17 protein-coding genes and 9 pseudogenes are annotated in these 24,133 nt (G+C 31.1%); 15 read left to right on the top strand and 11 right to left on the bottom strand.

Going from position 1 to position 24,133, the window contains the following annotated elements; genetic code table 11:
- Window positions 1-169 precede the first annotated feature (169 nt).
- Window positions 170-865, top strand: a complete 696-nt coding sequence (locus AC0L5U_RS20050) for a LytR/AlgR family response regulator transcription factor (protein WP_473418177.1) — start codon at window positions 170-172, stop codon at window positions 863-865.
- A gap of 79 nt (window positions 866-944) precedes the next feature.
- On the opposite strand, the pseudogene priA reads toward AC0L5U_RS20050, so the two are convergent.
- From priA to nadC, 3 genes and pseudogenes are all read right to left on the bottom strand, one after another.
- Window positions 945-3,396, bottom strand: a pseudogene (priA, locus tag AC0L5U_RS20045) (replication restart helicase PriA).
- Window positions 3,397-3,399: 3 nt separating this feature from the next.
- Window positions 3,400-4,341: a YihY/virulence factor BrkB family protein gene (locus AC0L5U_RS20040; protein WP_473418174.1), complete on the bottom strand. Its 942-nt coding sequence runs from the start codon at window positions 4,339-4,341 to the stop codon at window positions 3,400-3,402.
- A 100-nt stretch (window positions 4,342-4,441) separates the two neighbouring features.
- On the bottom strand, window positions 4,442-5,302 hold the full coding sequence (gene nadC / locus AC0L5U_RS20035; RefSeq protein WP_473418173.1) for a carboxylating nicotinate-nucleotide diphosphorylase: 861 nt from the start codon (window positions 5,300-5,302) through the stop codon (window positions 4,442-4,444).
- Window positions 5,303-5,411: 109 nt separating this feature from the next.
- Here nadC and rlmH point away from each other — a divergent pair.
- Window positions 5,412-5,884: pseudogene (gene rlmH, locus AC0L5U_RS20030) on the top strand (23S rRNA (pseudouridine(1915)-N(3))-methyltransferase RlmH).
- 107 nt (window positions 5,885-5,991) lie between these two features.
- Here the strand turns inward: rlmH and AC0L5U_RS20025 are convergent.
- Entirely contained in the window at window positions 5,992-6,291 is a 300-nt protein-coding gene (locus tag AC0L5U_RS20025) for an HPF/RaiA family ribosome-associated protein (RefSeq protein ID WP_473418172.1), read from the bottom strand.
- Window positions 6,292-6,445: 154 nt separating this feature from the next.
- On the opposite strand from AC0L5U_RS20025, the gene AC0L5U_RS20020 reads away from it, so the two are divergent.
- The 6 genes and pseudogenes from AC0L5U_RS20020 to AC0L5U_RS19995 all read left to right on the top strand — a co-directional run bounded on the left by AC0L5U_RS20020 (window position 6,446) and on the right by AC0L5U_RS19995 (window position 11,496).
- A complete protein-coding gene (locus AC0L5U_RS20020; protein WP_473418171.1) occupies window positions 6,446-6,829 on the top strand; it encodes a thiol-disulfide oxidoreductase DCC family protein in 384 nt (127 codons plus the stop codon).
- Between the two features lie 44 nt (window positions 6,830-6,873).
- Window positions 6,874-7,451: pseudogene (locus tag AC0L5U_RS20015) on the top strand (non-canonical purine NTP diphosphatase).
- 53 nt (window positions 7,452-7,504) lie between these two features.
- A pseudogene (locus AC0L5U_RS20010) lies at window positions 7,505-9,719 on the top strand (RelA/SpoT family protein).
- Window positions 9,720-9,743: 24 nt separating this feature from the next.
- Window positions 9,744-10,210: pseudogene (locus tag AC0L5U_RS20005) on the top strand (Fur family transcriptional regulator).
- A 17-nt stretch (window positions 10,211-10,227) separates the two neighbouring features.
- Window positions 10,228-10,602: pseudogene (locus AC0L5U_RS20000) on the top strand (adenylosuccinate synthetase).
- Window positions 10,568-11,496: pseudogene (locus AC0L5U_RS19995) on the top strand (adenylosuccinate synthetase). Before AC0L5U_RS20000 ends, AC0L5U_RS19995 begins: the two co-directional pseudogenes overlap by 35 nt.
- 103 nt (window positions 11,497-11,599) lie before the next feature.
- On the opposite strand, the pseudogene AC0L5U_RS19990 reads toward AC0L5U_RS19995, so the two are convergent.
- Window positions 11,600-12,498, bottom strand: a pseudogene (locus AC0L5U_RS19990) (calcium/sodium antiporter).
- A 1,296-nt stretch (window positions 12,499-13,794) separates the two neighbouring features.
- On the opposite strand from AC0L5U_RS19990, the gene AC0L5U_RS19985 reads away from it, so the two are divergent.
- From AC0L5U_RS19985 to AC0L5U_RS19955, 7 genes and pseudogenes are all read left to right on the top strand, one after another.
- Window positions 13,795-14,601 carry a ligand-binding sensor domain-containing protein gene (locus AC0L5U_RS19985; protein WP_473418341.1) on the top strand — a complete coding sequence of 269 codons (807 nt, stop codon included), beginning with the start codon at window positions 13,795-13,797 and terminating at the stop codon, window positions 14,599-14,601.
- Window positions 14,598-14,879: a two-component regulator propeller domain-containing protein gene (locus tag AC0L5U_RS19980; protein WP_473418340.1), complete on the top strand. Its 282-nt coding sequence runs from the start codon at window positions 14,598-14,600 to the stop codon at window positions 14,877-14,879. The genes AC0L5U_RS19985 and AC0L5U_RS19980 overlap by 4 nt, the downstream gene beginning before the upstream one ends.
- Window positions 14,857-14,973, top strand: a complete 117-nt coding sequence (locus tag AC0L5U_RS19975; RefSeq protein ID WP_473418339.1) for a two-component regulator propeller domain-containing protein — start codon at window positions 14,857-14,859, stop codon at window positions 14,971-14,973. Before AC0L5U_RS19980 ends, AC0L5U_RS19975 begins: the two co-directional genes overlap by 23 nt.
- 84 nt (window positions 14,974-15,057) lie before the next feature.
- Window positions 15,058-15,237: a two-component regulator propeller domain-containing protein gene (locus tag AC0L5U_RS19970; protein ID WP_473418338.1), complete on the top strand. Its 180-nt coding sequence runs from the start codon at window positions 15,058-15,060 to the stop codon at window positions 15,235-15,237.
- A pseudogene (locus AC0L5U_RS19965) lies at window positions 15,231-15,419 on the top strand (two-component regulator propeller domain-containing protein); the annotation flags it as partial. The gene AC0L5U_RS19970 and the pseudogene AC0L5U_RS19965, both read left to right, overlap by 7 nt.
- A 153-nt stretch (window positions 15,420-15,572) precedes the next feature.
- On the top strand, window positions 15,573-16,436 hold the full coding sequence (locus tag AC0L5U_RS19960; protein WP_473418170.1) for an ATP-binding protein: 864 nt from the start codon (window positions 15,573-15,575) through the stop codon (window positions 16,434-16,436).
- Window positions 16,426-17,754, top strand: a complete 1,329-nt coding sequence (locus AC0L5U_RS19955) for a hybrid sensor histidine kinase/response regulator transcription factor (protein ID WP_473418169.1) — start codon at window positions 16,426-16,428, stop codon at window positions 17,752-17,754. Before AC0L5U_RS19960 ends, AC0L5U_RS19955 begins: the two co-directional genes overlap by 11 nt.
- On the opposite strand, the gene AC0L5U_RS19950 is transcribed toward AC0L5U_RS19955, so the two are convergent.
- The 6 genes from AC0L5U_RS19950 to AC0L5U_RS19925 form a co-directional block, all read right to left on the bottom strand.
- Window positions 17,748-18,926 carry a sulfatase-like hydrolase/transferase gene (locus AC0L5U_RS19950; protein ID WP_473418168.1) on the bottom strand — a complete coding sequence of 393 codons (1,179 nt, stop codon included), beginning with the start codon at window positions 18,924-18,926 and terminating at the stop codon, window positions 17,748-17,750. The genes AC0L5U_RS19955 and AC0L5U_RS19950 overlap by 7 nt on opposite strands.
- A gap of 16 nt (window positions 18,927-18,942) precedes the next feature.
- Complete coding sequence (locus tag AC0L5U_RS19945; RefSeq protein ID WP_473418167.1) at window positions 18,943-19,263, bottom strand: sulfatase-like hydrolase/transferase; 321 nt, start codon at window positions 19,261-19,263, stop codon at window positions 18,943-18,945.
- A 1-nt stretch (window position 19,264) separates the two neighbouring features.
- Window positions 19,265-20,311, bottom strand: a complete 1,047-nt coding sequence (locus AC0L5U_RS19940) for a family 43 glycosylhydrolase (protein ID WP_473418166.1) — start codon at window positions 20,309-20,311, stop codon at window positions 19,265-19,267.
- A complete protein-coding gene (locus AC0L5U_RS19935) occupies window positions 20,229-20,600 on the bottom strand; it encodes a hypothetical protein (protein WP_473418165.1) in 372 nt (123 codons plus the stop codon). Before AC0L5U_RS19935 ends, AC0L5U_RS19940 begins: the two co-directional genes overlap by 83 nt.
- A 62-nt stretch (window positions 20,601-20,662) precedes the next feature.
- Complete coding sequence (locus AC0L5U_RS19930) at window positions 20,663-21,373, bottom strand: hypothetical protein (RefSeq protein ID WP_473418164.1); 711 nt, start codon at window positions 21,371-21,373, stop codon at window positions 20,663-20,665.
- A 6-nt stretch (window positions 21,374-21,379) separates the two neighbouring features.
- Complete coding sequence (locus tag AC0L5U_RS19925) at window positions 21,380-23,845, bottom strand: T9SS type A sorting domain-containing protein (protein WP_473418163.1); 2,466 nt, start codon at window positions 23,843-23,845, stop codon at window positions 21,380-21,382.
- Window positions 23,846-24,133: the final 288 nt, after the last annotated feature.

Raw genomic sequence — 24,133 nt, 5'->3', positions numbered from 1 at the left:
ATTTAATTATTAATTATTAGACTTAAATTAGTTTAAAAAATAATCACTTATATTAGAACTAAGCAATTGTTAATATTATGTTAAAATAGACGCTTTAACGATGTTTTTTGGTTTTTAACCGAATTATTCGTACTATTGTCGATATCTTAACCGAAATAATATAAATGTTATGACTTTAAACTGTGTAGTAGTAGACGATTCAGCGATACAACGTCTCTCTATAGTTAAGTTAGTGGAGAATCATCCATCACTAAACTTAATTGCAGAGTACAGTAGCGCTCTCGAAACAAAAAATGGTTTAAATACGCATCAAGTAGACTTAATTTTTTTAGACATTGAAATGCCAGCGCTAAATGGTTTTGAACTTTTAGACGTATTGAACAAAAAACCCCAAATTATCTTTGTAACCGGTAAAACTGAATATGCTTTTAAAGCATTTAATTATGACGCTACCGATTATTTACACAAACCAATTACTAAAGAACGCTTTAACACATCTGTTGAAAAAGCTCTTGAACAACATAAATTAACACTAGATTTCCATGAGGAAGAAGGTGAGCATATTTTTGTAAAGAGTAACCTTAAAAAACGTAAAGTTTATATTAAGGATATCAAATGGATTGAAGCTCTTGGTGATTATGTAAAATTAGTTACTGAAGAAACAAGCTTAGTAGTTTTATCTACAATGAAAGCTTTTGAGGCAGAATTGCCCGAAAACAAATTTTTAAGAATTCACAAATCTTATATTGTTAATCTTGATAAAATAGATAGATTTAACAGTAAGAATGTTGAAGTTGGTGCTTACGAAATTCCTTTAAGTAGAAATAAGAAGACTCAACTAGTTGACGCATTAAATAATATTTAATCTTACAACTAATATTTTAAAACGAGATACTGATTCAAATCAGTTCTAGTTCAATAAAGAAGTTTTTTAATAAATTTCACTAGAAGTTATCGACATTTAAAATTATTTTTAACCGACCGAAAATCTTTAATACTAAAGAAGCTATTGTTAATTTTAATGATAGCTTCTTTTGTTTTTGATAAAGATTGTTGCTTGGGAATTTTGACTAAAATATTTTTATAAAATTGATTACGAATTCTTGATACAGGTGGAGATTCTGGTCCCAATACATTATCATTAAAAACTTGACGCAACGATTTCACCAACCAAATTGAAGCGTTTTCTACCCGATTATAATCTTTATGCTTCAATGTAATTTTTATTTGCTTGTAAACTGGCGGGTATTTATAATTAAACCGTTCATCCATTTGCTCTTTAAACATCAATTTATAACTATTTGAAGATACTTGCTGCAAAATATTATGATATGGATTATAGGTTTGCACCAAAACTTTTCCACGTTTATCGGTTCTCCCTGCCCTACCAGACACTTGCATTATGAGTTGAAAACTACGCTCGTGTGCTCTAAAATCTGGGAAGTTTAGCATATTATCTGCATTCATAACACCTACCAACTTTACATTTCTAAAATCCAAGCCTTTTGTAAGCATTTGCGTACCTACCAAAATATCAACTTCTTGTTGTTCAAAAGCTGTGATTATTTTCTCGTAACCATACTTTCCTCTTGTTGTATCCAGATCCATACGAGCTACTTTATAATCGGGAAATAAAATTTTAACCTCTTCCTCTATTTGCTCAGTACCAAATCCTTTATTATCTAATTCTGGACTACCACAAGCACTACATTTTTTGTGCATTGCAGTATTGTAACCACAATAATGACAACGTAATTGATTTCTATATTGATGAAACGTTAAACTAACATCACAATTTGGACATTGTGGTGCATGTCCGCAAGTATTACATTCAATAATTGGCGAAAAACCACGACGATTTTGGAACAAAATAATTTGATTGTCTTCAGCAAGTGTCTCCTTCATTTCCTCAATAAGCCTATCACTAAAATGCCCTTTCATTAGCTTTCGTTTATGCTTATCTTTAATATCTACAAGTTCAATTTCTGGCATTAAAACATTATTAAATCTGTGGTTTAACTCAACAAAACCATAACGTAACTTTTGAGCATTAAAATAGCTTTCTAAACTAGGTGTTGCAGAACCTAACAATGTTTTTGCATTGTGCATATGTGCTAAAACTATTGCCGTATCTCTGGCGTGGTAACGTGGCGCAGGGTCAAATTGTTTGAAAGATTGTTCGTGTTCTTCATCTACAATAATTAACCCCAAGTTTTTAAAAGGTAAAAATATAGACGAACGCGCTCCTAAAACTATTTGCGCTTTAGCGGAATTTTGTAAAACGTTGTACCAAGCTTCAACACGTTCATGTGATGAATATTTAGAATGAAAAATAGCCACCTTCTCACCAAAATAATTTTGCAAGCGACCGACCAGTTGCGTAGTTAAAGCAATTTCTGGTAATAAATACAAGACTTGTTTTCCAGAATTTAAAACATCTTCAATCAGCTTTACATAAATTTCGGTTTTACCAGATGATGTTACACCATGTAATAATGTAGTATGATGGGTTTCAAACTCAGTTTTTATTTCTAATAATGCGTTTTCTTGATGTTCGTTTAGTTTTTTAGAATCCTCATTGGCTTCTCCAAGAAACTCAACACGATCTGTTTGAATATGATATTCTTCTAAAATAGTTTTATCAATTAATGTTTTTATAATTGAAGATGAAGCAGCACTTTCAGAAATTAAGTCTGATACTTTTACTGGTTTTTTAGTTTTAGAGGACAGCATAAATAACGTCATAACTACCTGTCTTTGCTTATGCGCTCTATCCAAATCACTTAATAATTTTTTAAGATTTTCTTCAGATGAATAATTAGCACTTAATTTCACGTAGCGCACCAATTTTGGTTTGTATTTTTCATAGACTTCTTCTTGAACAGAAATAGCATTTTTATCGATTAGCCTTTTAATTACAGGCAACACCGTCTTTTTATCCAAAATACTCATCACATCTTGGATTTTTAATGACGATTGATGATGTAAAGCCTCATAAACTAAAAACTCATCATCTTTTAAATCTACATCTTTAACTTGGTCATTCGTTTTTGTGATTACCGTTTCACTTTCTAAGATAAAAGCACTTGGTAATGCTGCTCGCATCACATCTCCCATAGTACACATATAATACTTTGAAATCCATTCCCATGATTTAAACTGAATTTCATTCACAAGCGGACTTTCATCTAAAATCTGATGAATATCTTTTGCATCATAAACTAACGGTGCTTCATTATGAATGCGATACACTAAACCTGTATAAATTTTTGATTTTCCGAAAGGTACAGAAACGCGCATGCCTTGCTTTAGATAATCAGCTTCTGCAGCAGTAATACTATATGTAAATAGTTTTTGTAGTGGAATTGGTAATATGACATCTATAAAATACTCCATAAATTACTTTCGCTTTCGTAATTTATTTAAAGATACGTTCAACTCATATCCTAAGAGTAAAATATTGGAATTCATCCACAAATAGAATAGTAATATTAATAACGCTCCAATAGAACCATAAAGTTTATTGTATTGACTAAAATTTTCAATATAAATACCAAATAAATAAGAGGTTAATATGATTAAAAGCGTTGTAAACAAAGCGCCAACTGAGAAAAATTTTGATTGTCTCCCTTCCTTCGTTCCAAAATAATACAATGTTGCAGTTGCCAGATACACCATAATTACAAAAAACACATATTTAGCAATATCAAACCAAAATACACCATCAGCATCTACATCATAACCTCTATTTCTAAAAAACCACAATGCTTCTTCTATCACATAAATTTGAAAATATCCTAAAACAGCTATAGTTAATATCAATAGAAAAGCTAATATTAAAGCGATACCTAGTGCAAAAATATATTGTTTAAAAACGTTACGTGTTAATTGTTCGTGGTATGAATTTTCAAAAGCTGAAAACACCGCATTTACGCCATTTGCCATTAAAGCAATTGACAAAACAAATACAGAAGACAAGAGACCTCCACGTTGCGTTTGTTCTATGTTTCCGAAAATATTCTCAAAGAAAAAACCTGATGTTGTTGGTGGTAAAAACGATTCTAAAAATGCCAAAAACTCTAACTTAAAACCATCAATTGGAATGTAAGGAATCACAATAAGTACAAACAATAAAAAAGGGAATAATGCGGTAAAAAAACTAAATGCGATAGCACTTGCTCTGGCTGTTAGCGCACCTTTAACAATACCTATGGCATACAATTCTAATAAATCATATAACGATAAACCTTCAAGACCAGGTAGTTTAATATTTTCTAAAAGCCTGACTAAAATATTTACTACTGGAATAGTATCTAATCTGTCTCGGATTGGTTTTGCCATTAATTGCTAATAATTTTCAGGTAGAACTTACTATCATGCAAGTTAAAAAATTAGTCGCACTAAAGAAGAAATTGTTTCAGAAATAAAAAAGAATAAAAAGCTATTTAACTGCTTTTAAACTTAAATCCATGTTATGAACAGAATGCGTTAAAGCACCACAAGAAATAAAATCTACACCACACTCAGCATAATGCCTAACAGTAGCTTCATTGATGTTTCCAGAAGATTCTGTAAGGCACTTATCCCCTATCATTTCAACAGCTTTTTTTGTGTCTTCGTAATCAAAATTATCAATCAAAATACGGTATACACCATCGCTTTGTAGAATTTCTTCAACCTCGGTTAAATCTCTAGCTTCAACCATAATTTGAAGATCTTTACCTGTTTCGTTAAGATATTCTTTGGTCATATCAATAGCTTTTGTGATACCTCCTGCAAAATCAATATGATTATCTTTTAGCATAATCATATCATATAAAGCAAACCTATGATTATCTCCTCCTCCAATTTTAACAGCCCATTTTTCTAAAACTCTAATACCAGGAGTAGTTTTACGTGTATCTAAAATTCTTGTTTTTGTACCTTTAAGTAATTCCACGAAACCTCTGGTTTTAGTAGCAATTGCACTCATACGCTGCATTGCGTTTAAAACTGTACGCTCTGCCTTTAAGATTGATTGAGAAGGTCCTTCAACATATAACACAATATCACCAAAAGAAACTGGTGTACCATCTTCAATTTTAACTTCAACCCTTAGCTTTTTGTCTACATATTCAAAAACACGTTTAGCAAAAGCAACGCCTGCAATAACACCTTTGTCTTTTACCAAAAGTTTTGCTCTTCCACGAGCGTTTTCTGGAATACAAGCTAACGAACTGTGATCTCCATCTCCAACGTCTTCTCTAATAGCATTTTCTATAATATATGCTACTTCTTTTTCAAAATACTCTTTGGTTATCATACTAAGGAATTTCAGCAAAAATAATAAACGGAATGTTAAATTACGAATTTTTTAGTTTTAATGCTTTAAAATATAAATTTCGTAAAAAAGTAAATTGTAATTTTGCCCCATGACAATAAAACTTATCGTAATTGGTAAAACTGATAATAAGGAACTTATAGCTTTAATTGACACTTATAAAAACCGATTAAAGCATTACATAAATTTTGATTTAGATATTATTCCGGATCTAAAAAAAACAAAAAACTTAAGCGAGATTGAGCAGAAACAGAAAGAAGGCGAACTTATTTTAAAAAAATTAAACGTTACTGATACTTTGGTACTTCTTGACGAAAACGGAAAACAATTTGACTCTGTAAATTTTTCAGGGTATCTACAGAAATATATGAATTCTGGTATCAAGCAACTAGTTTTTGTTATTGGTGGCCCTTATGGATTTTCAGACGATATCTATAAGAAAGCCAATGGAAAACTCTCTCTTCTAAAATGACATTTTCTCATCAAATGATACGATTATTTTTTATAGAACAGCTGTATCGAGGTTTTACGATTTTAAAAAATGAACCTTACCACCATAGGTAAATAGTTTTCAGTCTCAGTTTACAGTTCTTACTCAAATAAAAAAAGAGAGCTAATTTTTTTTAGCTCTCTTTTTTTCGGTCATTGGTCCCCCTCCTTCTGCCATTTTTTTAATGCGTCTTAAAAACTTCCTTGCGTTTCTTCAATTGTCTTTCTAAATCACTAATGGTTTCTCTTACTGACACTTCAAAATTATGCTCATTGGATGTTGCAAAAATTCTAGGTCCGGGTAAACTTAATTCTATATTACAAATTTTTCCAGCATTGTGTTCTTTTTCATCTTGCTTAAAATAAACCATAGCTCCAATCAAAAACTCATATTTATTAAATAATTTCTCTAATTTTTCTTTTGTGAAATCTGATAATGTTTCACTTACATCTACACCTACATATTGAAAATTTACTGTCATAGTCTTCCTGTTTTAAAATTTTAAATTCTTTACTAAAGATACAATTTATAACAATTATCCTTAATGACTTAAATCATAAAAAAAGTTTAAAATTTTTAAAATTTTGAAAGCCAATTTATATTTATCCGTCTATTATTATAGAAATCAATAAACTATGAACACTCAAACAGCAAAAGATATTATAATTTTTGATGGCGAATGTAATTTATGCAATGGAGTTGTAGGTTGGCTTTTAAAGCTTGCGCCTTCAGAACTATTTCATTTTGTAGCATTTCAATCACCATCAGGTCAAGAACTTTTAAAGATTCACGGTTTTTCAACACAACAATTAGATACAGTAATTTTAATAGACAAAGATGGTTTAAAAACACATTCTGATGGGTTTTTAAAAATAATCTCTAAAATACCAAAATGGCAACGAGTTGCGGCTTTATTAGTCTTTATTCCAAGATTAATTCGCGATTACATATACAAATCAGCTTCTAAAAACCGGATAAAATGGTTTGGAAAGTCTAACACTTGCACTATAAGTTTTTAGCATCAAAGAAATAAAACTATTTTTGATCATTAAAACAATTATCTATGCATTTAGTATTTGCTACTAACAACTTGAATAAACTAAAAGAAGTACAAGCTTTACTTCCACAAAATATTGAATTACTAAGCTTAAAAGATATAGAATGCTTTGAGGATATTCCAGAAACTCAAGATACTATTAAAGGTAATGCCATTCAAAAAGCAGAATATATCAAGTCTAATTACGGATATGATTGTTTTGCAGATGATACAGGTTTAGAAGTTGATGTATTAAACAAAGCTCCCGGAGTTTATTCTGCGCGTTATGCAGGCAAACAGAGAAATGCTAACGATAACATGAATTTACTACTCCAAAATTTAAAAAAAAATCTAATCGAGATGCACAATTTAAAACTGTAATTGCACTTAGCATAAATAATAAAATTGAAACTTTTACAGGAAGTTGTAAAGGTGAAATTACTATATCTAAATCTGGAAATAAAGGTTTTGGTTACGATCCTATTTTTAAACCAAATAACTATGAGCTTACTTTTGCTGACATGGATTTAGAATTGAAAAACAAGATTGGACATCGCGGAAAAGCCACAAAAAAACTTATAGAATTCCTAAATAAAATTTCTTAAAAAAATATAAAATCTGTATTGGCTATTCGCCATGATTATCTTATTTTTATTCGATGTCTGAAGAAGAAATCGAAAAAGAAAACGCAGCCATCGCCAAAGCTTACAAAGAGCTACTCAAAGTAAGCTATACAAACCTGTCTGATGATGATAAAAAGCTCATCCGTAAAGCGTTTGAAATTGCCTTAGATGGTCATAAAACTCAGCGTAGAAAATCTGGAGAAGCTTACATTTTCCATCCTTTAGCTGTTGCAAAAATTGTAGCCCAAGAAATTGGTTTAGACGCTACTTCAATTGCTGCTGCGCTTCTTCATGATGTAGTTGAAGACTGCGAAGACTATTCCATTGATGATATTGAACAATTATTTGGTGAAACTGTTGCCAGAATTGTTGACGGATTAACAAAAATTTCGTCTTTAAGTAAAGAGCAGGATATGGATGTATCCTTACAAGCTGAGAATTTCAGAAAAATGTTATTAACGTTAAATGATGATGTACGGGTTATCATTATAAAAATAGCAGACAGACTTCACAATATGCAAACCATGGATGCTATGCGGCCTGACAAACAGGTAAAAATAGCATCAGAAACCTTATACATTTATGCTCCTTTAGTACATAGAATAGGGCTTTACAACATAAAAACTGAACTTGAAGATTTAGCACTTAAATATACTGAACCTGAAGTCTATAATGATATTCTTCATAAAATAAAAGAGAGTAAAGAAGAACAGGATAAATATATTGAACAATTTAGTTCGGTTATTCAAAAATCTTTAGACAAAGAGGACTTTGATTACACCATAAAGGGCGACCCAAATCCATTTTTTCAATTCGACGAAAAATGGTAAAACAAGGTGTTTCGTTTGATGAAGTATATGATAAATTTGCCATTAGAATTATCTATAAATGTGAAGAAGAAAACGAAAAATTTTTAGCATGGAAAATATATTCCATAGTCACCGATCATTTTAGACCCAACCCAATCCGACTAAGAGTTGGATTTCTCTAAAAGGAACAGGTTACGAAGCTTTACACATTACCGTTATGGGCCCCAAAGGTAATTGGGCTGTACAGATACGTAGTGAGCGTATGAACGAAATTGCAGAAAAAGGCTATGCTGCTCATTATAAGTATAAACAACAAGGCGAAAAAGGAAGATAATTTAGAAAGCTGGATTAGTAGGCTACAAGAAGCATTAGAAAACCCCGATATGAATGCTGTAGATTTTGTAGAGCAATTTAAACTAAATCTTTATGCCCAAAGAAATATTCGTTTTTACACCAAATGGGGAATTAAAATCACTTCCTACAGGAGCAACATCGCTAGATTTTGCATTTCATATACATACAGAGGTTGGTATGAATACACGAGGTGCTAGAGTAAATGGCAAACTAGTGCCTTTAAGTCATGAACTAAAAAGCGGAGATCAAGTAGAGATCATTACTTCAAAAACTTCAAAACCAAACGCCAACTGGCTAAACTATGCAACGACAGCAAGAGCAAGGTCAAAAATTAAATCTGCTCTGAGAGAAGACCGAAAAACAATAGGAGAAGAAGGCAAGGAAATTTTAAGACGTAAATTAAAACAACTAAAAATTACACTCAACGAATCTTCTGTCAATGATTTAGTGCGTCATTTTAACTTAAAAACAAGTTTAGATTTATTTTATCGTGTTGGAATTGGTTCCATAGATAATACAATGCTTAAGGATTTTGCTTCCTCTAGAAGTAATGTTTTAATGAGTTTTATTAAAAACAAAATTTCCAGAAAGCAAACTATTTCTAAAGATCAACTAGAAAAAGAAGAAGTAACTTCTAATTATGATTCTTTAGTTTTTGGTAAGGAAGAAGAAAAAATTAGATTATAAATTATCAAATTGTTGCAACCCAATACCAGGCGATACAGTTTTTGGTTTTTTAACAGTTTCTGAAGGTATTAAAGTTCACAAAAAGAATTGCCCGAATGCGCTCAACCTACAATCCAATTATGCATATCGTATTATGGGTGCTAAATGGATAGATTCTACTCAACAAGAATATGCTACTGAGATTACCATTTCTGGAATTGACCATCTTGGATTGGTTAACGATATCACAAAAGTTATTTCAGACAATATGCATATAAATATGAAAAGTTTGAGTTTTGAAACAGATGATGGTTTATTTTCTGGAAAAATTAAGGTTGTAGTAAAAAATAAAGCTTTACTTAGAAAAATTTTAGAAAAACTTAAAAAAATTAATGGTATTGATAAGGTATCAAGAGTATAAAAAGTGTAAATTTGCGTCGCAATTATGAGTTCAAATACAGATAGCAAAAACCAAGAGATTGTAAAAAGTGTTTTTACCAGCTTTCTTGAATCCAACGGGCATAGAAAAACGCCCGAACGATATGCTATACTTTCAAGAAATTTATGATAGTACTGAGCATTTTGATATTGAGTCACTTTATCTCAATATGAAAAACAAAAAGTATAGAGTATCTCGCGCTACACTTTACAATACTATTGAATTACTTTTAGAGTGCAAATTGGTTAGAAAACACCAATTTGGTCAAAACCAAGCTCATTACGAAAAATCGTATTTTGATAGACAGCACGATCATGTTATTTTAACTGATACAGGTGAAGTCATCGAGTTTTGCGACCCTAGAATTCAATCAATTAAAAACTATAGAAGAAGTATTCGATATAAAGATTACTAATCACTCAATTTATTTTTACGGAAACCGAAAAACTCCTGAAACTGATCAGGAAAACTAACTGACTTAATTTTTACAATGGCAGTAGATTTACTACTAGGACTACAATGGGGAGACGAAGGCAAGGGAAAAATTGTTGACGTATTAACTAAAAATTACAATATTATAGCTCGCTTTCAAGGTGGCCCAAATGTAGGGCACACTTTAGTATTCAATGGAAAAAAGCATGTTTTACATACAATCCCTTCAGGATTTTTCATGACGATGCAACTAATTTAGTTGGTAATGGTGTTGTTATAGATCCTGTTATTTTTAAAAAAGAATTAGACAAACTTGAAGAGCAAAGATATTGATTACAGAAAATCATTGCTGATTTCAAGAAAAGCGCATATCATATTACCAACACATCGTTTGTTAGATGCAGCAAGTGAAGCTTCAAAAGGAAAAAGCTAAAATTGGCTCTACTTTAAAAGGTATAGGCCCAACTTACATGGATAAAACTGGTAGAAACGGTATTCGTGTTGGCGATTTAGAATTAAGCGATTGGAAAGAACGCTATAGAGCATTAGCCGATAAGCACGAATCTATGATTGCTTATTACAATGTTGAAATCGAATATGATTTAGCAGATTTAGAAGCAGAATTTTTTGAAGCTGTTAAAGTATTGAAGTCGTTGAAGTTTATAGATTCAGAAGAATTTGTTTATCAAGCTCAAAGAAATGGTAAAACAATTCTTGCTGAAGGCGCACAAGGCTCTTTATTAGATATTGATTTTGGAACATATCCGTTTGTAACTTCAAGCAACACAACTGCAGCTGGAGCATGTACAGGATTAGGAGTTGCTCCTAATCAAATTGGGGATGTTTTTGGGATATTTGAAGCTTATACAACCCGTGTAGGTTCTGGACCATTTCCAACAGAATTATTTGATGAAGATGGTGAAACTATGGCACGAGTTGGTCATGAATTTGGTGCAACTACAGGACGTCCAAGACGTTGTGGTTGGTTAGATTTAGTGGCATTAAAATATGCTTGCCAAGTTAATGGTGTTACAAAATTAACATGATGAAGGGTGATGTACTTTCTGGCTTTAAAACCGTATGTACAGCTTATAAATATAAAGGTGAAGTGATTAAGCACTTACCTTATAATATTGAACCAGAAAATGTAGAACCTATCTATACAGAGTTTAAAGGTTGGAGCGAAGATTTAACAGAAATGTCAGAAGCGTCCCAATTACCAAAAGAATTAAACGATTACATAGACTTTTTAGAAAAAGAACTAGAAACACCAATTACTATTGTTTCTGTTGGTCCTGATAGAAAGCAGACTATTTTTAAGAATTAAAAGTCTTAAAATATAAAACGCTCCAAAATTAAAACTTTTGGAGCGTTTTTTCTAAATCTTTCCTTGAGTAAATACCAAAACATAAATGCTCCATAAGCAAATATTAAGAAAAGCCTTTAAACCTACTAATCTGCATGCGTCTTGGCAAAAATATAAGCGGAATCAATACCGCAGCGAACCCTAACATCCAAAAAATATCGTTAGATAATATTTGAGGTTCGGTTACTTCTATTGGCTTTATTAGAGATGTTAATCCTAATACAGATGCAATATTAAAAATATTAGAACCTATTAAGTTACCCAGAGAAATTGCTTTTTCCTGTCTTGCCGCTGCAATAACAGAAGCCGCTAATTCAGGAACACTAGTACCAATCGCTATTAAAGACACACCTATTACAGCTTCAACTAACGCCAATGGATCTTGCAATTTCCTTTGAGCCTTCTACAAGCCATTCACTACCAAAATAAGGTGCTAACGCCCCTATTAATAACCAAATAATTATTTTAAAACTTGAAACAGTAGATAGCTTATCATCCACATCTTCAACAACTGTATCCTTTTTAGCGCTTCTTATTAAAACGAATAAAAAAATAATGAGCGCTATAAATAGTGTTGCGCCTTCATAGGCAGTTAATACATTATCGTTCTTTAAAAAGTAATACAAGGCTAATGAAAATAACATCATTACTGGCCAGTTCAGTTTATAGAATGACTTGTCTACTGCAATTGACCCAACCATAGCGGTAACACCTAACACTAAGCCAATATTAGCAATATTAGAACCTACTACGTTATTAATTGCTATTGCTGGAGAATCTGTTAAAGCAGCTTGGAGACTTACTAATAACTCTGGTGCTGATGTTGCAAATGACACCCACCGTCATCCCAATTACCATTTTTGAAATTTTGAATTTAAAAGATAACGCCACAGAAGAACGCACTAGATACTCACCTCCTACTACTAATAATATAAACCCAAAGATTACCCAAAGCAAACTCATAAATTATTTTTTAGCGAAGATAATATAACCTTTAAGTATTTACGATTTTTGATTTACGATTTTTAAACAATAACAGAAAATAAAAAAAACAGTTCCATGCTTGTTTTGCATTGGAGATTGAGACATTTGTTGAAACTACTTTTGTATTGCTGCATCTATACAACACAAAAAAGCGATTACCTAAATAGTTATACTCATGAGTTCATTAATTTAATATATAAATCAACGAATAAAGCTCGGCCCTTTTGTTATCGCCCAAATTACAAATAAATAGTTGTTATTTAAGAACTGCAAGTAGCTATTATTAAGTAAGTATAAATTAAAAAACAATTACAAATAAGAATTATTTTCTCTTATAATAAGATGAAATGGAGAAAAAACACCTTTTTTCTATAAAAACCCCCTAGGCTTTTAAAAAAACATCTAAAAACCACCTACAATTGTTTTAAATTAAAACACAAATAAACATTTTAAATATCATTTAAAAACAAAACTCAAGGCAGTCACATAAATACCGAAATCAATTACTCTTTTTTACTTACAAATACACATTCAAATGCATCGATTTTCATAAAAATATTTGGTGACCATATTGGTAAATATATATATTGAAAAAACATTGATAATATTAACCCTTAAAACCTAAAAATATGATAACACTTGCCAAATTTGTAATTGATATAATTCTAGTAATTATTTCAATGTTCTAAACCAAAAAACATGTAAAACTTAGTCTAGAATAAGTTTTACTATTTTTACAAAAAAAGATTTAACAAATTCATGAAAAAGCAAGTTTTTAAATTTTTAGCAAAGGTTAATGAAAGCATCCTCACCAAGTTATTCCAAACAAAAACTAGATTTAGCTAATGCCAATAAACTACAAATGGCTATAATTGGTTGGAGATGGTTTATTACTAAAAATACCTTAAACTAAAAATTTTTAGTAATTTAACACAACCATACTCAACATTTAATTTGTTCTATTTTTATAGGTATATTTGAGGCACTATTTTCTTTATAAATATATCTCCCCTTTGAACTTAAAAAAGCATTACAATAGTGTGTTTGTTTCATAGTCTTTTTATGCGGACTATTTAATATTAATTCTCAGGTCTTGCAAAATGATGTAATCTTTGAGCGTTTAGGAACATCAAACGGTTTATCACAAAATGATGTAAATTGCATCTATCAAGACAATCATAGGGTTTATGTGGTTTTGGAACTCATGACGGACTTAATAAATATGATGGTTATAATTTCACAGTATATAACCCAGATCCAAACAATCCAAAAAGTATAAATAGTAATTTAATATTTGCTCTAACAGGAGACATTAAAGGGAACTTATGGATTGGAACTTCAGGTGAAGGACTAAGTTATTTTAACAGAAAAACTGAAACTTTCACACAATACTTATACAACCCTGAAGACCCAAACAGTTTAAACGGAAATAATGTTCAAAACATCTTAGTTGATTCTAAAAATAGACTATGGGTAATTACAACTCAAGGATTAAACGTTGCTGAAATAAAAAAAAATGAACCTGTTTCATTTAAGCGTTTTAGTTTAAAAAATTCTAAACCTAAACCAACCAATGTATTATGCATTTTTGAAGACAGTAAAGGTAAAATATGGATAGGCACCAATAGAGGGTTATTTTCACTAATTGAAAATACAAATGGTTTACTCGATTCTTTTGAATTAAAAAGCGCAAACAATATTTTAATTAGAAGCATAAGTGAAATTAAAAATGGTGTTTTACTACTGGGAATTTACAATGGTTTTTTTTCTTATAACATTGAAGCAAGCCAACTAAAACGTATTTTTAACAGTAATACCTACATACCCTTTAATAGCGTTCTTATTGATAATAATACCATTTGGGCTGGTTCTGATAGAGGTTTATTCAAATTTCAAACGACCGACTCTTTAAAAAACCTTAATCTAGTAAGCCAGTATGTATATCATCCTCAAGAAGAAAATTCATTAAGTAAAAACATCATAAAATCACTATTTAAAGATAAAACGGGAATCATATGGATTGGCACTAATGGTGGTGGCATCAATAAACTTGATCCAACAAAAAACCCTTTTTACATATAAAAAGCAGCTTAAATCCACAGAGTTTAAGTTATGATAAAATTAGATCGATTTATGAAGACAGCTATAACAATTTATGGATAGGTACAGAAGGAGGTGACTTAAACATGCTTCCAAAAGAGATGGTAGTACTTCTTATTTGGGGTTTCAAAAATTCTCTGATATCCAAAAAGCCTTTACCATTACAGAAGTTCAAAAAAATGATAAAAAAATCCTTCTGGTTGGAGGAGAAAATTATAGCTCTCTTTACAGTTAGATATAACCGATGTAAACAATATTAAGCAAACAAATTATTTTGATTTTAGTGCGTTACCAGGCAGTATTTTTTCAATTTTTGAAGACAGCAATAATAATCTTTGGGTAGGAACTATATAATGGTATAAATAGATGGCTCTATGATGAGATTTCTAATACTTACAAAAAGGTTATTTATCTTACAATGAAAGAGATTATTTAAGTATTCCCAGTAATATCATAAGAAATATTCTGGAAGACAAAAATGGTAATATGTGGTTTGCAACAGGAAAAGGACTATCTATGTTACCTAAAGATGAAATTTCTAAAGAAAATCCAAAGTTTAAAATTTTTAAGCATTCTCTAGATGATAAAAACAGTATTAGCCACGTGACTATATTTTAGAATTATTTGAAGATAGTAAAGGTACACTTTGGATTGGTACTTTTGGAGGAGGGCTGAATAAATATATTCCTCCAACTGAAAATATACCTTCCAAATTTATAAGTTATAAGGAAAAGGATGGCTTACCTAATAATGTAATAAAAGGTATTCTTGAAGACGACAATACAAACCTTTGGATTTCTACCAATAAAGGGCTTTCTAAATTTAATCCAGAAAATGAAACTTTTAAAAATTATGATGTAAATGATGGTTTACAGGATAATGAATTTCAAGAGTTAGCTAGATTAAAACGTAAAAATGGCGATTTAATTTTTGGAGGAACAAATGGTTTTAATGTGTTTAACCCTGAAGACATTAATGACAACACCTTAGAGGCAGAAACAATAATTACTGGCTTTTCTGTATTTAACAAAGCTGTTAATGTAGGTGATACAATAAATAACAGAATTTTATTAAAACAACCAATTAGCCAAACAGATCATATAGAACTTAAATATAAAGAGAATAATTTTTCTTTTGAATTTGCAGGTTTACATTATTCTGCTCCAGAAAAAAACAATTTCCTATACATGTTAGAAGGTTTTGACAAAGATTGGATCTATACTAATTCTAAAAAAAGATTTGCTACATACACCAATTTATCTCCTGCAACGTATACTCTTAAAGTTAAAGCATCTAACAATGATAATGTTTGGGATTCTACACCTTCCACATTAAAAATTACTGTAGCCCCACCCTATTACCTAACCAAATTAGCTTTTTTGATTTATGGGTTAATTTTAGTAGGTCTTTTATTGTTATACCGAAGGTTTACAATAATAAAAACCTCTAAAAAACATGCCATGGAACTTGAGCATATTGAAAAAGAGAAAAATGATGAACTCCAGAAAATTAAACTAGAGTTTTTTACCAATATTACTCATGAATTCACAACACCTTTGACGCTAATTAAAGGGCCCTTGAAATTTTTGCAAAAACAAGGCAATAAACTAGACAATGAGGTTAAACAAGAGCAATACAAACTCATGCAAAAAAATACTGATTATCTCTTGAGGCTAATTTCCCAACTATTAGATTTCAGAAAAATTAATCAAGGAAAAATGCGTCTAGTGATGCGAAATAGTAATATAGCTAACTTCATAAAAGAAGTTAGTGAACCTTTTCAGTTTATGGCTAGAAAGCAACAAATTGCTTTTTAAAATAGAAACAGCAAACAAAAACATCAAAGCTTGGTTTGATCATGATGCTGTTGAAAAAATTATGAATAATCTATTATCTAATGCCTTCAAATTTACTCCAGAAAACGGTATTATAAATGTTAGTGTGTCTGAAATAAATGGTTCTGAAAAATCGAATTTAAATAGTGGTTTAAACTACATAGAAATAAAGGTGAGAGATACTGGAGCTGGGATGGATGAGGCTAAAGTTGCTAATATTTTTAAGCGTTTTTTCTCAGAAAAAAATAAAGATAAAAAAAATTCAGATGGTATGGGAATTGGCCTGGCTTTCACTAAAAGTTTAACAAAACTGCATCAGGGCTCTATTATTGTTGATAGTAAAATTAATGAAGGCACTACTTTTATAGTAAGACTACCCAAAGATAAAAAAGCATACATAGATATACCAGAAATTACCTGTAAAGATATAACAGAAAGTGATTTTCATGTGCGCTCTTCAGAATCTGATTCCATAGCAATAAGTATTAACGACGAAATTGTTGACGAAAGCCTTTCTAAAGATAATAATGAAAACCCAACCTTATTGGTTGTGGATGATAATGAAGATATTAGAACATTTATTAAACAAGCTCTCAAAACAAAGTATTCAATCTATACTGCTGAAAATGGTGCCGATGCTATAGAGCTATTACAAAACATTAGCCCCAAAATTATAATTACTGATGTTATGATGCCAATTATGGATGGTATTGAGTTTTGTAAACACATAAAAAGCAAAAAAGAAACTAGTCACATTCCTGTAGTAATGCTTACAGCAAAATTATCTCAAGAAAACGAAATAATAGGCTTAAAAACTGGCGCCGATGCTTATATAAGAAAACCTTTTGATATTGAATTATTAGAACTTAAGCTATCAAATATTTTAAAACACCGTGAAGAATTGAGAAGTAAATTCAATCTTGACATAACTCTACAACCTAAAGAAATTACAGTAACTTCTGTTGATGAACGTTTTTTGAATCAAGCTATTGAAATTGTGGAAAAACATATGATGAATACCGATTTCAATGTTGAAATGATGGTAAAGGAAATGGGCTATAGTAGAACAAATCTATATAAAAAATTCAAAGAAATAACAGGTTTATCATCGAGTGAATTTATCAGAAATATTAGATTAAAACGTGCAGTTCAGCTCTTTGAACAAAGTGACTTATCAGTAAAAGAAATTATGTACATGACAGGGTTCAACACCTCATCATACTTTGCTAAATGCTTTAAAAAACAATTTGGTGTAAAGCCTAGTGAATATATTAAACAGAATAAAAATAAAAATCAATAAATACCAGTTTTAGTTTTACTATCTCTAGTTTTATTATATTTTTCAAACAGGCTTTTTACTTTATTTTTGTATAAAGCATTTTCAACCAAATTATTGATTTCTTTCTCTTGAGGGTTTTCATTTAAATTGAATAGAGCTATTGGTGTTCTAATAGAGTCTGTTTTATCTTTTTTATCAAATTTAATAATGAGTTTCCAACCATCTTCTGTAATCATTGCTTCCTTTCCAGTACCACCTTGCGTTATTAAAAAATCATGAGGTTGTGATGATTTTTGTTCCAACAAAATTGGTAATAAGCTTGAAGAATCCATAGCATTATTTGCTTCAATTTTTTGATGGGTAATATCTGCTAAAGTTGCCATAATGTCTATCCCCAATACTTGAGCATTGGAAACAATATTTCCTTTTATTTTACTTGGCCACCATGCGATTAGAGGAACTCTAGTTCCTCCTTCATAAGGCTGGTTTTTACCTCCTCTGTAGATACTAGATGACTTATGTCCAGAATTAAGGGTTTGCTTAATCTGTAATCCACCATTATCTGATGTAAAAACAATTAACGTATTATCATAAACGCCTTGTTTTTTTAATGTTTGAATTAGCATTTCCATCTGAACATCCAACTCTTTAACCATATCTAAATGATTTGAAGGTGTTGTACCAGCAATTTTAGTTCCATTTATTTTTTTTGAAGGTGTATGAGGTTTATGTACCGCTTGTGAGCAATAGTAAATAAAAAATGGTTGTTCCTTTTTACTATTTCTTGCAATAAAACCAACTGCTTTATTAATCAATAATTTACCTGCATTAAAAGGATTCCAATTACTATCCCCCAAACCTTCTTTTTTATCTAATCTAAATCCATGATTTTTTGCATACTCCTGTGTAATGAGTATTATTTCTGAATCTTCTTGAAAAGGTTCCATAATACCATTTTCATATGCAGCATAAGGTTCAGCTTGAATTCCTGCAGGGTACATATAGCTATAATCAAAACCGTTTTGTACTGGGCCTTTGTCAATAACTTTAGAAATATCAACATCTAATTCATGCTTAAGCCTGGGGCTTCTGTAAACTTCGTCTGGATTATCTTTTCTTCCAAAATCCATCCCAAAGCCCCATTTTCCAAAAAATGAAGTTTTATAGCCTGCATTTTTCATAAGTTTTCCCAAAGTAAGTTGATTTGTTTCAATTGGCGATGGTTGGTAAGATCCCCAAACTCCCCAAAGGTGCATAGCTTCTATAACAATGGTTACCCGTCATGATTGCATAACGTGTTGGTGCACATAATGCAGCCGGAGAATGAGCATCAGTAAACATCATCCCTTCTTTTGCCAATTTATCAAGAGTAGGTGTTTCAACAATTATTTTACTTGAGTGTAATTTTCTGTAATGTGATATATCTCCTGTACCAATATCATCAGCAAGTATAACAATAATATTAGGCCGTTCTTGACCGAAACTTAAAATGACATTAAATCCTACTAAAAAATAAACTAATAATTTCATACTAATCTTTTAAAATTAACCAATTGAGATTTACAATTTTTGTTGCTCCCCATTCTGATTTAAAAACGACAACTATGTCTTTAATTCCAGTTACTTTTCCTTTAATATCTGTTTCAATTGTTTTCCAATTGTTCCAACCACCAGTAAACTCAACTGGAAACTCTGCTATTAATTTTCCTTTTGGATTACTCAGTCTAACTTCAAAACTTCCAATCCTTTGTCCACAAGCAACTCTAGCCTTTATAGTTTTTGCGTCTCCATTTCCAAAATCTACACCGCTAAATCTTACATTACTCATCATTTTTGTATCACATACCATCCAACCTCTAGGTTCATTACCACCAACAAAAGCTGTTTTTGCACCAGAAATTTCATTATACCTATCAATTTGTATAGTATCATTTATCTTCGGATTTAATATACCTCTTAATGTTGGTTTTACTTTTTTTATACTACCATCCTTTTTAAACTCCATATAATCAGCACGAATAGAACGCAACTTATTATACCCACTTACATCCCACCAATGATAAAATAAAACCCATTTATTATTATATTTTACAACAGAATGATGATTTGTTCCATTATCAATATTATCCATTATTTTTCCTGAATATTCGAATGGTCCTAACGGACTATCACTTGTGGCATAAGCAATGGTGTAACCTTCGTCTGGAAAAACATGTGCGAAAGTTAGATAGTATTTATCATTATACTTTAAGGGAAATGGACCTTCCATATAACCTTTAGGCAAACCTTGAAGTTGGATAACTTCTCCATCAATCTCTTTCATGTTGTCCTTTAGCTTGACAACTTGGAGCGTTTTACCGCTAGCAACATACATATAAGCTTTTCCATCATCGTCTATTAAAAGCCCAGGATCAATTCCACTTACTCCTCTTATATAATTATTTTCCCATTTAAATGGCCCTGTAGGTTTTTTAGAAGTCCCTACACCTATTCTTCTAAATGCAGATTCGTCTTTTGGAGCAGCAGGATAATAATAGTAATAAGTATCCCCTTTTTTTATGCAATCTGGTGCCCACATACCATAAGAATTTTTTTCCCCAAGGCACTTCATTTTGATCTAAAATCACCCCATAATCCTTCCAGGTATTACCATTTTCTAAAGAAAACATATGATAATCTGGCATACAGAAACGAGGTGCTTTAACATCTTTATCAGGTACAATATCATGAGATGGATAGATGTATAATTTCCCATCGAAAACACGAGCAGTAGGATCTGCTGTATAAATATGTGTTACCAAAGGGTTTTGAGCATTTACTTTAATTAGACTAAAGCAAAAAATTACTAGAATTACTATTTTTCTCATCTCTATAATAGTTAATTAATGTATTATCAGTTTTAAATAAATAATTAAAAAATTAATTTTATTTACTCCGTTATAAAACTAAAAACTTGTGATTTAGAGTTGTTGTCAGCATCATCTTTAGTAATTACTCTCCAATAATATGTAGTGTTTGCGGTTAACGAAATATTACTGATTTTGTTGGTGGTTACATTTTCCTGTTGTACTTGTGCTGGAGGGTTTACGGTATCTAAATACACATCATATGCTGCAATATCATTATCTATATCGCTACCAGTCCATTCTAGTGTTACGGTTATAGTTGTTGTTGCGCCTGCATTTGGACTTACAACCTCTGCTGGAAAAGGAGCATAATTGCTAATACCTTCTCCTGCATTGTAAAATTTCCATGTTTCACTTGTGGCAGTTGTAGTAGTTTTGTTTGATTTTGATACCACATGCCATGAATAAGGTACACCTCTTAATAGTTTCACACTTGTAACAGTGTTATTAGTAGTGCTTTCTTGCGTGGTATTTGTATTCAGGTTTTTTATAACTACAGTATAGCTTGTTGCATTATTCGCCTTAGACCATTCAAACCTTACATTGCTTTCGGTAGCCGAAACTATATTGCCTTGGTTGCATTCTTCATTTTTTGTTGGAGACAACAAACTTGTAGCTTCTGGAGGCACAATTTTATCTCCATCATTACCATCTCCTGGAGAATCACTTCCGCCACAATTAAATAGTATTAAGGTTAATGCTAGAATTCCTGTGTATATATAATGTCTTGACATAGTTTTTTATTTTGAAATTTTTATGGCTTTTATTTTTTTAGAAACATCTTTGGTTTCTACTAAAATGATATACATTCCTTCATTTAAAAAGCTTGTATCCAATTCTATTATATGATTGGTAGGACTATGTGTTTTATCGTAAACCAAAGCACCTAAAGTATTATATATTTTTAGCGATGCTTTATCCTCTAAACCTAAATCGATGTTTAAATGATGCGTAAAAGGATTTGGAGATGCCACAATCTCATTAAAGAAAAGAGTGTCTTCAAATTTACCTTGGCAATCTTTTTCTCCTTTTATTTTAATGCTATTACTACCTGATTGTAAATAGAGTTCTATAGATGTATCTGTAGTGGTAAATTGCTCTCCATTAAAATTGATTATGTAACTATCACTACCATTTAAATTGTATGTAACACTTTTGTTATTTGTGTTTAGTTTGCTGGTTACTGATAAAGCTTCTGGCTCAGAAATAGACACCTCATATTCTGTTTTAATATCTGGGTTCGTTTGAGAACTGATTACAATAGTATACGTCCCTGAAGCTAACCCTGTAATATTATAACTACTTGAAAAACTATTAGAATCATTTAAGCCGTTACCAGTTATGGTAACATCAAAAGGTCCAACAGCTAATGGATTTAATGTAATTATACCGTTTGTTTGATTTGGACATGAGTTACTAGTACTTTGAACAGAAGCCAAAGCTCCAGTATCTGGAGTGTTATCATAAAGTTCTACTGATAATATCAAAGAACTTACCCTTCCTCCAGAGTCAGGAAAAGTAATGCTCACAGTATTTGATGCTTGTAAAAGTGTTGCCGAAAATGGAATTTCTATCATTCCGAAGAAGTCATCTCTGTTAGCTTGATTGTAACCCTTATAATTGTCTGGAACATCGATAGTATTACCATTTACTTTTATAATTGGTTTCTTGGAAACATTGTGTTTTCTACCAATACCCATACGAAGTTTAGCAAAACCGTTACCAATTGCAACATTATCAAAATTATAAAGTAGTTCTGAGTTAGCTACTATAGGCTGCAAATGTACCTTTGTATAGTACTTTACTTGTCTTAGTGCATTGTCAAAAGCTATTGGATTACTAAATGTATATTCCAATATTGCCGTTTCTCCTTTAATTAAAGATATAGTATTAGGTGCTGCTGTAACAGTTTCAATAGACATTTCTGGCATTGTCTGAGGATAAATTTTAAGTGCTTTAATCTTCACATCAACTAAACCAGCTATACTCGATAACATATTTAAATTTGCAGTCTGTGTATTATCATCTAAATTATTTAAAGCTAAAAACATCTTATTGTTATCCACAAAAGCTTGCACCTGTATATCAGGATTATCGCTTTGAATCATAACACGTTTTCCTTTTACATCTTTCCAAAGTTCGTAAAAGTGAATTCTAGGTGTATATTCCCAACCTGCAGGAGTTGGCTCTCCGATATTTGTAGGTTTGAAAAGCACAGCCTGATAAGGTTGATAATTATTTGCTGCTGTAATATGCCAAGTGGCTTTTCCTGTGATAAAAGGTATAGAATTCACCAATTTATCTTCTCTTTCAAATAGGTTAAAAAGAAGATGATTAATAGATTGCACGGTTTGGACACTTGCAATATCACTATAGTCATCGCCGTAGCCTTGCTCAATAGCTCCATATTCCGTAATTGCATGTGGCTTAATGGCATCCCATTTTACATAACTATAGTTTTCGATTAAATCGAGAATAGCTTCTGAATTACTTCCCGAACGTTTAGAATCTTGACCTGTTACATTAATGCCATCATATAAATGTGTAGAAAAAGCAAACATATTTTCTCCAGCTGTATCCATGAACATTTTCATATTATCTTCCCAATGTCCAAAATCATTTAATTCCATAGATGGCCATGCACTAGAATAGCCTATAACTTTCATATTATCTAACGCTGGGGTTTCATGAATTCGTTTTGCAACCTCATTATACAATAGTGCCATTTGAAGTTTTATTCTATCATTTTCAGAAATACTCCAAGGGCCTGAATAAAAATCTTTTGCGTGCACAAACGGCTCATTCATTAGTTCAAAAAATTCATTTCTACCACTCTGATCAACAAAATCCTTAAAGTATTCTACAGCCCAATTACCCGCATTTGAAATATTTATATTATCTACAAAAACATTTCTTGGGTGTTCTGTCGCTACAAAACCTTTTTTCACTTCTCTTAAATCATCATTTCCAATTTTTTCAACTGGATAAACACCAACAGACCCTGTTTTGTTTTTAGCAAAATTATAAGGTCCCCAAAAACCACGACCACCAGTAACATTGTATTCTGTTTTAAATGTAGTATGTTCAACATCTGAACTGGAGCTATGCATTGAAAAATATTTAGCCCTATCCAACTCAGAGATATTACCAACAAAGCGTTGACATTTAGGGTCTATTTTTATTGTTACATCTTGCGCTAATGACATAAGCCCATGCAATAAAAAAATAAAAATGAAACATATTTCTTTTGAAAAGTGTAGATATTTTATCATAAAAAATTTAAGTTAAGTTCTCTAATATGTAAAATTAATTACAACAAATAATGAAACCTCAAACAAATGTTTTTAGTTAGACCACTAATGGTTAGATTACATATCTATCTTAAGTATTTATTATTTCATACTTTGATAAAATTTGATTTAATGAAGAATACTTTATTTTACTTAATGTATAAAATAGGTTGTCATAAAATAAAAAAAGCCTGTTTGAGAACA

The organism is Jejuia sp. G7-7 (genome assembly GCF_055808955.1).
This window is presented reverse-complemented; position numbering and strand designations above follow the sequence as displayed.

Excerpts from the sequence above, each read along its gene's own strand:
- AC0L5U_RS20050 (WP_473418177.1), top strand. The coding sequence starts at position 170 with ATGACTTTAAACTGTGTAGTAGTAGACGATTCAGCGATACAACGTCTC.
- AC0L5U_RS20040 (WP_473418174.1), bottom strand. The coding sequence starts at position 4,341 with ATGGCAAAACCAATCCGAGACAGATTAGATACTATTCCAGTAGTAAAT.
- nadC (WP_473418173.1), bottom strand. The coding sequence starts at position 5,302 with ATGATAACCAAAGAGTATTTTGAAAAAGAAGTAGCATATATTATAGAA.
- AC0L5U_RS20025 (WP_473418172.1), bottom strand. The coding sequence starts at position 6,291 with ATGACAGTAAATTTTCAATATGTAGGTGTAGATGTAAGTGAAACATTA.
- AC0L5U_RS20020 (WP_473418171.1), top strand. The coding sequence starts at position 6,446 with ATGAACACTCAAACAGCAAAAGATATTATAATTTTTGATGGCGAATGT.
- AC0L5U_RS19945 (WP_473418167.1), bottom strand. The coding sequence starts at position 19,263 with ATGAAATTATTAGTTTATTTTTTAGTAGGATTTAATGTCATTTTAAGT.
- AC0L5U_RS19940 (WP_473418166.1), bottom strand. The coding sequence starts at position 20,311 with ATGTGGGCACCAGATTGCATAAAAAAAGGGGATACTTATTACTATTAT.
- AC0L5U_RS19935 (WP_473418165.1), bottom strand. The coding sequence starts at position 20,600 with ATGAGAAAAATAGTAATTCTAGTAATTTTTTGCTTTAGTCTAATTAAA.
- AC0L5U_RS19930 (WP_473418164.1), bottom strand. The coding sequence starts at position 21,373 with ATGTCAAGACATTATATATACACAGGAATTCTAGCATTAACCTTAATA.
- AC0L5U_RS19925 (WP_473418163.1), bottom strand. The coding sequence starts at position 23,845 with ATGTCATTAGCGCAAGATGTAACAATAAAAATAGACCCTAAATGTCAA.